This is a genomic window from Paenibacillus sp. FSL R10-2796, from assembly GCF_037965315.1.
Classification (GTDB): domain Bacteria; phylum Bacillota; class Bacilli; order Paenibacillales; family Paenibacillaceae; genus Paenibacillus_AQ; species Paenibacillus_AQ odorifer.
In genome coordinates, this window is sequence record NZ_CP150178.1 from 3626310 (window position 1) to 3639162 (window position 12853).

Here is a 12853-nt window from a genome sequence, read left to right on the forward strand (position 1 = left end):
CTCCGCTTACCCATAGGTTTTTGCATATTCACTCGGCGGGATGCCCGTCATTTTTTTGAAGATCTGGCTAAAGTATTTGGAGTCGGTGAAGCCGACCTGATTGCCAACCTCGTACACCCGATACTTCGGATTGCGCAGCATACGTTTGGCTTCCTCGATACGGTATTCCGTCAGACATTCGTAAAAAGTTTTGTTCAGATCTTTACGGAACAGATGCATCAAATGGGTTGGACTGACGAAGACCGCCGCAGCAACCATCTCAACGGTAATGTTTCCGGCATAGTGCTCCCGTATAAAAGCGAGTGCGTCCCTGATTTCGCGCCGGCACCGAGCTCCAGCCTCTTCTTCAGCATACAGCACACGTTCAATGCCAGAAAGGGCACGCTGCGCAGCAAGTACAGCCTGCCGGTATGAATCTACGATCCCGTTCCATTCTCCCGCAGGTTTACCTATGCCGACGCTTAAGGCCTGGCCGAAGTGCTGTTGGCTCCATTCAGATAGTTGTTTGCCCAATTTTCGTGCAGAATCTCCGGCCAGCTCTGGTTCCCCGGTCCGAAGGATCATAACCCACTCCAGATGGCTGTCCCGGAATAGACACAGTTGCTCAAAAGAATGCGCTTCCAGAATAGTCGCCGCTGCATCCTCCAGCGCTTTGCCTACAGTATTTCCTTGAAGGCCGTTATCAGGAGGAAAGGTAATGGACAGCGGTAGGATAGCTTTTCCAGGTTCCAATTGCAGTTCCAGTAATTTTATCTTATTTGAAATAAACTCTTCGTCATGCAGTTGGTCATGCAGCAAATCCTGCCAGAACTGCTTGGAGATCGAGGCCAATTCCTCATTAAGCTGTGAATACCGCTTGGAGAGTTGCTTTTTGCCAAGGATTTCATCCCCGACGCTTCGAACTGTATTTGCAAGTTCTTCTATATTAATGGGTTTTAGCAAATAGGTGGAGGCGCCATAACGCAAAGCAGCCTGCGCATATTGAAATTCGTCATAACCGCTGAGCACGACAATCCCTACGAGCATGTCCTGTTCCCGTATTTTTTCGATGAGCTCAAGACCGTTCATATACGGCATACGAATATCGGTAATGATCACATCTGGACGGTGCTGTAGGGCAAGCTCCAATCCTTCCTCGCCATTGCTGGCTTCTCCTATGATCTCGACGTTGTATTCTGCCCAGTCTATGGTCTGGGTGATGCCCATGCGGACCAGATATTCGTCATCCACTACAAGCGCTTTCAACATTGGCTTCACCTCGAAGTAGTTTCTAATATGTCTTACAGCCATTATAAACATGAAACCTCTTAAAGAGGAGGTATAATTTCTGAGGTTGTCAGGATCGCAAACGATTTCGCAGTATATTCCCCGCTGACTCTGCGCAGTGACTGCCACGTAGCGTAAGGATCAAACATTTCAACAGCTTCGCAAACCGTTTCATAGGATTCCATCCTAACTTTTGCAAAATCCACTGTGATAGACTTTAAGCGTAAAAGAGCAGTAAGCGCTTTTATAAACATAGAGAGATCGAAATTGAACGTTGTAGGAGGAGTACACTAGATGCAAGATTCATTTATTCCATTTGGGTTTCAATATTACCGTTCCCCGACCCCCTTCCGTGATCAATGGGAACAAGACCTAAGCAATATTGCCGGACAGGGCTTCAATTGTGTGAAATATTGGGTACAATGGCGCGCGAGTGTGTCCAAAGAAGGGACCTATCATTTCGATGATATTCAGGAGCTAATGGATATTGCGCAGAGGAATGGTTTGAAGGTCATTTTGAATGTAATTTTCGACGTGGCGCCGGCCTGGTTCTATAAAAAATATCCTGATTCCAAAATGATTACAGCGGACGGTTCCATTCTGGAACCAAGGGCGATTAACTGCCGCCAGATCGGCGGAGCGCCGGGGCCCTGTTATCATCATGCAGCTGCCGCCGAAGAAAAGGCAAAGTTTCTGGCGGAGACGGTGAAAACTTTTAAGGATCATCCGGCGCTCTGGGTCTGGGATTTATGGAATGAGCCTGAACTAACCACAGGAATCAAGCGCAAGCTGTCTTTTGACAACCAGGTGTGTTATTGCGAGCAATCGCTGTGGGTGTTCCAAGAATGGCTAAAAAATAAATATGTTACTTTGGAAGCTCTCAATGAATCATGGCAGCGGACTTACGGAAGCTGGGAGGAAGTAGAGGCACCGCGTGGACAAGGCGTATTTAATGATCTGGTGGACTGGCGCCTGTTCATGTCCGGTACTTTAACGGATGAGCTGCGGAGCCGGGTAGATATAGTGAAGTCACTGGATCTTTTGCATCCTGTTATGGCCCACACTGTGCCCGCCCCTATCTTTAATATGATTACAGCGGGTTCGGACGACTTCAAGCTGGCTGAGCCCTGTGACTTGACAGGCAATAGCCTTGGGTCCTCGGCCTGGTCTGCTGATCTACTGATCTCTGCCGCCAAAGGTAAACCCATTATCAATTCGGAGATTCATGCTTTGCCAGGCAATACTGCAATGAAGCCGCGTCAGCCGGACCTGCGGGAAATGAAACGGCATATTCTGACCCCGCTCGCTCGTGGCATCACGGGATATTTGTTCTGGCAGTACAGACCAGAGATATTGGGACAGGAGGCCCCTGCATGGGGCAGTGTATATTTGGACGGAAGTCCAACCCCATGGTACAAGGATATGGCTCATCTAAATAAGCTGGTGCAAAACAATAAGCAAGAGCTGATGCATGCAAAACGGCGCGGAGACGGGATTGCCATTCTGTTCAGTCCGCAGAACCAGGTTGCTAACTTTGCGGCACATGATCATCTGGACACCTACAACGATTCCTTACAAGGCGCCCATAAACTACTGCATGAGCTCAATTATAAAGTTGAATTTCTGCATGAGACGGATGTTAACGAGAAGACACTGGAGCAATACCACTGCTTGTGGATGCCTTATCCTCTATATTTGAACCGCAAACTGTGTGACATCCTACGCGAGTGGGTGGAAAAGGGCGGGATCTTGATTTCGGAATGCTCGTTCGGTGCACTTCAGGCAGAGAATGGCTGCCACAGCTATACGGTGCCCGGTTATGGATTTGACCAGGTGTTCGGGGTCCGTGAGACTTGGATTCATTCCGCTGAGAACCTGGATCACAGCTATCATCAGGTTGCGTTCGAATCACGGACAGCGATTCCGTTGCGGAATGTTATGGAGCACAGCAAGGCGGAGGAATCGGCAGCAGACGATACGGCGCACGGATCCTATTACAAATCGGATATCGAGCTGGAAAGCCATGTGAAGGTACTGGCTGAATTTGCCGAGGACCGCATGCCTGTGTTGACTACCGCCGCTTATGGCAACGGGCGTGCCGTATGGTTCGGTACCTTGCTTGCGGCTGCCTACTGGCAGGATGGACATCCCGGAACGCTTCAGCTGGTGCGGGATCTATTACAGAAGGAACTAAAGCTGCAGCCGTATGTACAAGCAAGCGGCGGTGTCCGCGCGGATCTCTCCGAGTGGGAAGGTGAGCAGGACCGAGGGGCATTTCTTTATGTTCATAATGAAGGGGGTATGGCGGTTAAGGCTGACGTTACGCTGGGTATTGTTTATACTTCTGTCGAACCGTGGTTTGATGATGGCAGCGCTGAAATTCAACCAATGAATCTATTGAAACCCACAACTACAAAACTGACTGTGCGGGTGGAAGCTGGAGATGTTCAAGTATTCCGATTATCTTAACCGGTATCAGTAAAGAGCGGAGAATATAGAGCCGGTGAAAACTGGCTAAAGGAGTGTATCTATTTGGGTTGGTTAGATTATGTAAATCCATTACAGGGGACGGAGTCAGATTTCCGGTATTCACATGGCAATACACTGCCACTTACAGCGATGCCATTTGGTATGGCGGCTTGGTGCCCGCAAACCTATGAAGCAGGTGGAACCTGGTTCTTCCACCCGCGCCATCGCCACCTAGAGGGCATCCGGCTGACCCATCAGCCCAGCCCGTGGATCGGAGATTATGGGCATCTGACCCTGTTGCCGCAGACAGGTCCACTGCTCCTCAGTCCCGGTTCACGTTCTTCTTCCTTCAAAACGGAAGAGATGCAAGTGTTCCCTCACTATTTCGATGTGTTTCTTCAACGTTACCGCACCCGGCTGGAGCTGACTCCAACCGAACGTTGTGCAGCGATAAGAATAACTTTCGCTGAGAGGCAGCAGAACAGGCTTATTATAGCACCTCTGAAAGGTGATTCACATCTCACCTTCCAGCCGGATAAACGTAGAATCACCGGCTACACAAGAGGCCATACCGCCGGGGTGCCTGATAATTTCGCGATGTATTTCGTGTTCCAGTTCGATAGGGATTTTCACATGGAGGAGTCGGGAATCTTTAACGGAGATTATCAGCCACTGGAGACCCATGAAGGGACTGGCGAACGACTGGGCGCTTACGTAGGAATAGCTGCACCGGAATCTGGCATAGTGGGAGTGAAGTGCGGGACTTCCTTTATTAGCGGAGAGCAGGCGCTGCTTAATCTGAACCGAGAGATTGGGGAAGACAGCTTCGGAGAGATCTTGAATAGAGCAGAGGCAAGCTGGGAAGAACGGTTGGGGCGCATTGTTGCTGAAAGCGCAGATGAAGAGAACCTCCGCACCTTTTACAGCTGCATGTACCGAATCTGCCTGTTCCCGAGAACGTGGCATGAATATAACGAGCAGAACGAGAAAATCCATTACAGCCCTTTTAATGGCAGCATCTGCCAGGGTCCAATGTATTCGGATATCGGGCTGTGGGATGTATACCGAACCAGCCTTCCTTTATACAGTATCCTATTCCCATCTTTATTGGGTGAGATTATGCAGGCGTGGACATTGGCATACAAGGAGAGCGGCTGGCTGCCAAAGTGGCTGTCACCAGGGGAGCGCAGTGCCATGCCCGGCACACTGATTGATGCCGCAGCTGCGGATGCCGTGGTTAAAGGCATCGGCGGATTTGATACAGAGGTACTGTATGAAGGTCTTCTGAAGCATGCAGATCGTCCATCAGTGGACGAGAAGCTGGGCAGAAGGGGCCTTGAATTGTACTTGCAGCATGGTTATCTGCCGCATGACCGTTTCCATGAAAGTGTAAGCAACACGTTGGATTATGTATACGGAGATTTCTGTATTGCGCAGATGGCCAAAACACTTGGCAAAATGGATGATTATGAGCGTTTTATGGCTCGGGCACAGAATTATAAGCTGCTGTTTGATCCAACAGTTGGGTTTATGAGAGGTCGCAATGAGGACGGTACTTGGCAGGAAGCATTTGATCCTCTGGAGTGGGGTAATCCGTTTTGTGAAGGCGGGGCTTGGCAGGGGAGCTGGGCAGTGCCCCACGACTTCCCGGGACTAGCCGGGCTGATGGGTGGTGAAGAGGCTTTTGTCCAGCGTCTGGATCAGTTGATGACCGAGGAACCGGTATTTAAAGTGGGATCCTATGGTTTGGAAATACACGAAATGTCGGAAATGGCCTCCGCCGATCTGGGGCAGTTTGCCATCAGCAATCAGCCGAGCTTCCACATTCCTTATATATTTGCCAGACTGGGTGTGCTGTCCAAAACGCAATATTGGGTCCGCAAAACCATGGCCGAACTGTTCAGCAGCCAGATGGATGGTTTACCCGGCGACGAAGATAACGGCAGCATGGGTGCTTGGTTTATTTGGAGCGCCATCGGCCTGTACCCTTTAAGTCCTGGAATTCCTGAATATGTGCTCGGCAGCCCGCTTTTTGATAAGGTAACTATTCAGCTTGAAAATGGGCAGCAATGGATCATTGAAGCAGAGAACAACAGCCCCGCCAATGTGTACAGTAAATCCGTCCACTGGAACGGATCGCTATGGCAGCACCACTCTCTGTCACATGATGAGATTGTCAAAGGTGGAGTCTTGAATTTCTGTATGTTTTCGGGCACAGATCAGTCTTAAGAACAATGCAAGGCAGTCTGGAAAATTCCGGACTGCCTTTGTTTTTATTAGATGATTTTACAATCAAAAAAAATTGAGGAACACACTGAATCAGTGATGAATGCAAATCGACTTTTCTATAAATCACTCCGATCCCGTAATTGCATGGAAATCATGCTTGATATACAACAAGCTGCTGCTCACTCCCGACAAACGCGCTGAATTTTTGCACATTGTACAACATTCCACGTTCGAATACGTAACTTCTCTATTCTCCGACAGCATTTTTTTATAGGGCGAAAACTGAGCTTTACGGTCAAATCGTGAAATGGCAAACCATTTCGCAGCTTTCCCGCCTGTTATTTCAACGTAAACATGTCTAATATCGAAGAGAATGAAAGCGCTTAACATCGAGGATGAGAGAGGAGGAAATAACTTATGACTCTAAAACTTCATTCCAAAAGAAATCAGCTAATCGTTATTCTGACCGCTCTGTTAGCAGGAAGCCTGCTGCTGATTGGTGCGAAGAAGTTGCAAGCTCCACAAGCAGAAGAAATGCTTCTGACCCTTAACGGGCAGGAGGCCACAGCAGCGGAGTTCAACTGGCATCTTCAAATGAATCGGGCACTGATTGTTGATTATTTTAAACAAACTTACAACGCCGACTATTCAAAAGACTTCTGGTCTGCCTACTATTCCGGCGAAAATCCAATGCAGAAATGGATCAATACAGCTCAAACTCAGCTTTTGACGAAGCGGATGGAGCTACAGCTTGCTCAAGAAGCAGGAGTCGTAACGGATATCAGTTTTGAAGGTTTTCTCAAGGAGATGGAGCGCGAGAATAATCGGCGGAGTCAGGCAGCAGCGAATAAGGAGGTGGTGTATGGTCCTCTTCATCTGGAGGCGCAGGCCTATTTCAGTTATTACATGAGCAACCTTGAGGATGCTACGATTGAGGCCATGCGCAGTAACGGAAGTATCGTGATTTCAGACGAACAGGTGAAATTGGAATATGCAGCAAATCTAATTGCGAAATATTCTCTGCCGGGAACGATTCGTCTGGAATGGGCAACGCTTCCCTTTGGCCCAGAAACAGAGTACAAAGATCAGCAAAAAGCCTTAGAAAGAATGGAAAAGCTCCATGCAATAGCAACAGCGACAGCAGCAACAGATTCTTCAGGCACAGGCTTCCAAGACCAGGCAAAAGAGTTTGGCGTAAACGTTGGCGAGGTGAAAATAACAAGTGCTTCACGGCGAACAGCAGCTTTGGAAAATCCAAAGGTATTGCTTACCGCAGAGCAACTGGCGCCGGGAGAGTTTAGCGGTTTGTTTACTGAAAATGGGGCTATTCACCTACTTTACTGCCTGTCGGCAGATGATGCAGCTATTCAGCCGTTCGATCATGTGAAGGATGCCATCGCACTGAATTTGGCGCAGCAGAAGTATAGATCCATTGTGGACGAAAAGCTGTCCGAAGCTGTCGTGGAATGGAATTACCCGATGGCTGAAGATCTCGCAAACCAAACCATCCAATAAATGTTCAAGGGGGAATAATACAATAATGTTCAAAAAACTCGCAAAATCACTGCTTATAATGGTGCTGATCTTCACAGCGCTGCTTCCCGTAATGGGCGTTTCTGCCCATGCTGAAGAGACGAATGCCGATGATTTCTCAACCCTACCGGCAGCGGAACACAGGTCCGAGAACTGGCTAATTGACAGTAGTAATCCTCAGTTTTTCGAAGGAGATGCAGCCCGGCTGGTCAGAACCTCCACGGAGACTGGCTATGCCATTTACACTTTGACTGGAGTTCAGTCGTTTACGCTTCAAGCATATTATTTCTCTGGTTCCACGGCTGTTATCAAGTTCTACGGATCGCCAGATGCAGATATCTGGACGGAGCTTCCAGCCATCAACGACAGTCCCACCGCAACCGGTTCTGGCTGGTACGGAACAGTATATACACCCTCGGGGGTGCTGCCGGATGGTGTCAATTATCTCAAAATTGAAGTCAGTGGTGACCTCGATACCTGGCTGATGCAGCTTGGGCACCTTACGCTCTCCAATGTGTCGCTTGCACCAAAAACGATTGTTGATGAGCTTGACGACATTGCACAGCTTTATGCACACAGTACAAATTGGTCTTTAGATACAAGCAATCCCGCTTTTTTTGGTGGAGATCATTCTCGTGCGGTGAGAACAGCAGACTCAGCAGAATCACTCGTGTACCATTTGCATAATCTGCAACATTTCACAGCCCGCATGCATTCCTTTGCCGGGTCTAGCGAGACTATCAAGTTCTATGGTTCGGCGGATGCATCCACTTGGACAGAACTTTCTGCTGTTCATGAACCTCCACAGGCCACTGGTGATGCGGCTTGGACTGGGACGAATTATACTCCGGCACAAGGGATACCTTCCGGCATTCATTATTTAAAAATCGAGCTTAGCGGTGATTCCGCACCCTGGCTGATGCAACTAGGATCGGTCACTTTATCCAACCGCTTGCCTGGAGATGGAGGGAGCAGCGGTGGAGACGGAGAATATTATGTGGATTCATTTGCAGGCAGCGACAACAACGATGGAAAAACACCGGAGACTGCCTGGAAGACCTTCTCTGTAGTGAATCAGACTACCTTTGAAGCTGGGGATCGTATTTTGTTAAAGAAGGGTGGAATCTGGAACGAACAATTATATCCTAAGGGCAGCGGCACAGATGAAGAACCGATTACAATATCTGCCTATGGGAGTGGAAGCAAACCGATTATCAACGGTGGAGGCATGGCCGGAGCAGCTGTATACCTACGTAACGCTTCGAACTGGGTGATTCGGGATCTTGAGGTCACTAATTATGCTTCCGAGAGGGGAAGTGTTTACCGGGAAGGTATTATGGTGGAGAACGCAAATGGAGGAACATTAAGTAATATCCGCATTCAGGATAACTATGTCCATGATGTATCAAGCAGTTTCCGTTATCCAACGGTTTCCGGAGCCGAAGGTGGCCCGCATGCGTTTGGAGGTATCTCCGTATATGTGGGCGGAACGACGGGCACGGACAAGTTCGATGGGGTATGGATCGAGGGCAATACAGTGGAACGGATAGGCCGGACCGGTATTGTGGTATGGGATCAGCGTTTTAACGGAGCAGACTATGCTACGGTCAATGTTACGATCCGTGGAAATTATGTCAAACAAGCCGACAGCGACGGTATTCTCACCTTCGGTGCGGATGGAGCGGTGATTGAGCATAACATAGCGGAGGAAGGCGGAAATTATTCCGAAGAAGGCGAGTTTAACGGCTCTGCCGCAATTTGGCCGACTCGCGGCAAGAATAATATCGTCCAGTTCAATGAGTCTTTTAACACGAACAAACCAGAGGGAGATGGTCAAGGCTTCAATCTGGATATCGATACGATGGACAGTGTGGTTCAATATAATTACAGCCATGGCAACAAAGGCGGATTCATGCTTTTTGTCGATGCCCGTTTGACTCCAGGCGTGCTGACAGGCTCCTCTAACAATGTAGTCAGATACAACATCAGCCAGAATGATCTAACGCATACGTTTAATTTTGCAGGCGGGGTTACGCCAGATACACAAATCTATAACAATACTATCTATATCGGAGCTGGGCAAAACACCAAAATTATCGATCATGAATGGGATGACGCAGGAAATATTAACGCTCCATATTCTTTTAGGAACAATCTGGTCTACAACCTTGGTAAAGGAGGTTATAATCTGCCAGGGGTGAACGGTAGCTTCGACCATAATCTATTATATGGCAACCATCCAGTAAGCGAGCCGGAAAATACCAATCCTATCACAGCAAATCCACTCTTAGTTGCTCAGGGCACCGCCGGAATGGGCTGGAATACAGTGGACGGTTACAAGTTGAGAGAGGGGTCTCCTGCACTTGGGGCCGGTGCTGTCATTGCAGACAACGGTGGGCGGGACTACTGGGGCAATCCCGTTTCAGCAGCAACTCCACCGAATATTGGAGCTTATAATGGACCCGGACTTGATCCTGCTACTCTTCCAGAAGCCCCTGTAGATGATCTGCGACTATATTTTCAAGGTTTAAAAATTGCTCCTCATATTACAGATGGTAATAACGGCGGCATGTCGCTACAACTTCAATTTACGAACAGTTCCAGTGTGGATCCTCTGAGAATTAAAAAGATTTCCTGGACCCTAGGGGAAGAGACTGGTCAGATCAGCGGTAGTGAATCGCAATTGTCTGAAATTGCCCCAAATAGTGGATTTACTTATTCAATTCCACTGCCGGGATTCTCTGAAGGGGTTAAATATCCTCTTGAGTTGACAGTTGACCTTGAAGGTTATGAGACAGTTCACCTCAAGCAAAACATAGATATTAACCGGATGCAGCATCAGTCCGATACACGAAGTCCAGCTCTGATTGATCTTGCGGATGGAACCCCTTTGCTCAACGGATATAAGGGTGCGGATGATCTTAGTGGAACAGCGCAACTACGCTGGGATGAAGAACACATTTATTTGACCGCCGATATCCGCGATGATGTATTCAGCCATAATGCCGCCGGGATTAATATTTGGCAAAATGACAGTATTCAGTTCAGTCTTGCTCCCGGTGTACCGGGCGATAGTCAATCCTGGTATGAATACGGAATCTCGCAAACACCAGAGGGGCCGCAAATATATCGTTGGCTGTCCATGAAAGGTGCAGCTACCGGAGTGTTGACTAAGGGAACTTTAAGTGTGACCAGAGATGAGGCGACCAAGGTTACCTCATATGCACTGGCACTACCTTGGAGCGAGGTAAGCCCGATCCGTCCAGCGGCGAGCGATATCTTAAGCTTCACCATGCTGGTTAACGATAATGATGGCGCGGGTCGAAAAGGATATATTGAATGGGGATCAGGCATTGGCGCTGCGAAGGACGCCTCACTTTTCCGCACCTTCCAGTTTATGAACGTAGAAGGTGAAGAAGAGACCCCACTGAGTGATAATGCCGATTTGAGCGTTTTGAGTATGGACGGTACAGACATCCCTGGGTTTGACCGTAAGAAACTGACCTATACAATAAATGTGCCCTTTTCCAAGACAGCGGTGGCTGTAACTGGGACACCTTCTGATGCAGAAGCCAAATTGACGGTAACGGGCGGAAGTGAGCTTAAGGTAGGAGATAACAGAATCGATGTTAAAGTTACCGCTGCGAACGGCATAACAACTAAGACCTACACTTTGAATGTAGTGCGGAGTGAAGAAGGTGGGGGAACAGATACGCCTGGCAATTCGTCCGGCAGCAATAATAGCAACACAAATGAGAGTAGTGGAGGAAAAATAGATAGTCCAGTGAATATAATTTCAGCGGGCCGTATTCGCATTCAGGGTTCACCCGGTGCTGAAGGAATGAAAATTGCACAGCTTCCCACAGGAGAACTCCAAAAAGCGATGAAGGGAGTGCAAGATGGAGCTTTAGTACTTGAGCTTGCTGAAGAGGATGCGACTGCCAGTGGTGTGGCTTTTCAAGTGCCCATTCCCGAACTAAAAGATAATGTTACTTCCCTAACTGTAAAAGCAGGTGCTGCCACAATAACACTTCCAATTAACACTTTAGGTGAGAATATTCCAGAGGGTGCCCGGCAGTTGGAGCTATCTATCCATTTTGTTGATGCGTCAACCCTTCCAGTTGCCTTAAAAGAGAAATGGAAAACGCATGCTTTGTTCCGGATCTCAATGACGGTAGACGGTAAGTCCAAAGAAACATTAAGCCCTTCTGCGGCAATGAAGGTATCATTTGGATATGAATTAAACCTTGGTGAAGTCCCACATCAAGCCATCGTCTACTCTGTTACCGGCGAGGGAGTGGCCGAAGTGGTTAAAAACTCCAAATACGTATCAGGTACAGGCAAAACAACGTTTACAACAAGGGATTTTGGACTCTATGCTGCAGCTAATGCAAATATCCACTTCTCTGATGTTGATTCAGGCTCCACAGTCATCTTGGAAGCTTTGGCTTCCCGTGATCTTATTCATGGCACAGGCGGGGGCAAATTCGAGCCTGCCCGGCAAATTACAAGAGCGGAATTTGTTCAGCTGTTAGTATCAGCGCTAGAACTTCAAGCCGAGAGTAGCAGTACTTTCAAAGATGTGAGTTCAAATGCTTGGTATTACCAAGCTGTCTCAACAGCTCAGGCGCTAAAGCTTGTTAACGGACGTAGCGAAGGCGTATTTGCCGCAAAAGAACCTATTTCCCGCCAAGAAATGGCTGTTATTCTGTTTCGCGCTCTGAGCTTAACTGCTCTCCAGTCGGATATCTCCGGCAAGGCAGCAACTTTTGCCGATGAGAATCAAATCGGTTCTTACGCGATGGATGCGGTTGAGTACCTGCGGGAGACAGGAATTGTCAACGGTTATACCGACGGTACCTTCAGACCACTGAGCCTGACCACACGTGCGGAAGCCGCTGCTTTAATTTACAGAGTAATGGAATTGTAAGCACCACAAAAGAGCTGGAGCCAAGTTCACTTGGCTCTAGCTTTTTTTGCTTACAAAGTGTTTATTAATAGGTGGCGAAAGATCTAATAATTAAAAATGTTGTTTCCTTTCACATGTATCCATTAACAGCTACAATTATTAATAAATATCTTTTGAAGTAAGGAGTGGTAAACATGGAAGAATAGCATTTATCACACTAATCACAGGACGCTATTCAGCCACTTATTTCTGTTATTAAGGATCGTTGGGTTGGACGAACCAGCCCTTTGGTCGAGTCTTTGGATGGAGGCAGTGTTACTAGTGAATTTATTGTGATGCTGAGGTTACTTCTTACTTGGATGCTACAGTCATAGAGTACGATAACTTCTTCGAAGCGAATATCACTAATGATGAATGTGACTCCTATACAACGGAGCAAAAATATAC

General features: G+C 47.9%; 5 protein-coding genes. 4 read left to right on the forward strand and 1 reads right to left on the reverse strand.

Going from position 1 to position 12853, the window contains the following annotated elements; all coding sequences use genetic code 11:
• Window positions 1-6 precede the first annotated feature (6 nt).
• The gene (locus tag NST58_RS16500; protein WP_339248742.1) at window positions 7-1290 is read right to left on the reverse strand and encodes a response regulator; all 1284 of its coding nucleotides are present in this window, start codon (window positions 1288-1290) and stop codon (window positions 7-9) included.
• Between the two features lie 270 nt (window positions 1291-1560).
• Between NST58_RS16500 and NST58_RS16505 the strand changes: the two genes are divergently transcribed.
• The 4 genes from NST58_RS16505 to NST58_RS16520 all read left to right on the forward strand — a co-directional run bounded on the left by NST58_RS16505 (window position 1561) and on the right by NST58_RS16520 (window position 12427).
• Window positions 1561-3735, forward strand: coding sequence for an alpha-amylase family protein (locus NST58_RS16505; RefSeq protein ID WP_339248743.1), 2175 nt, complete (start codon window positions 1561-1563; stop codon window positions 3733-3735).
• A gap of 63 nt (window positions 3736-3798) precedes the next feature.
• On the forward strand, window positions 3799-5964 hold the full coding sequence (locus tag NST58_RS16510) for a GH92 family glycosyl hydrolase (protein ID WP_339248744.1): 2166 nt from the start codon (window positions 3799-3801) through the stop codon (window positions 5962-5964).
• Between the two features lie 417 nt (window positions 5965-6381).
• Window positions 6382-7479, forward strand: coding sequence for a hypothetical protein (locus NST58_RS16515; RefSeq protein ID WP_076190330.1), 1098 nt, complete (start codon window positions 6382-6384; stop codon window positions 7477-7479).
• 25 nt (window positions 7480-7504) lie between these two features.
• Window positions 7505-12427, forward strand: coding sequence for an S-layer homology domain-containing protein (locus NST58_RS16520; RefSeq protein ID WP_339248745.1), 4923 nt, complete (start codon window positions 7505-7507; stop codon window positions 12425-12427).
• Window positions 12428-12853: the final 426 nt, after the last annotated feature.

Bases quoted from the DNA above. Each gene is read 5' to 3' on its own strand.
- NST58_RS16500 (WP_339248742.1), bottom strand. From the start codon at position 1,290: ATGGCTGTAAGACATATTAGAAACTACTTCGAGGTGAAGCCAATGTTG.
- NST58_RS16505 (WP_339248743.1), top strand. From the start codon at position 1,561: ATGCAAGATTCATTTATTCCATTTGGGTTTCAATATTACCGTTCCCCG.
- NST58_RS16515 (WP_076190330.1), top strand. From the start codon at position 6,382: ATGACTCTAAAACTTCATTCCAAAAGAAATCAGCTAATCGTTATTCTG.
- NST58_RS16520 (WP_339248745.1), top strand. From the start codon at position 7,505: ATGTTCAAAAAACTCGCAAAATCACTGCTTATAATGGTGCTGATCTTC.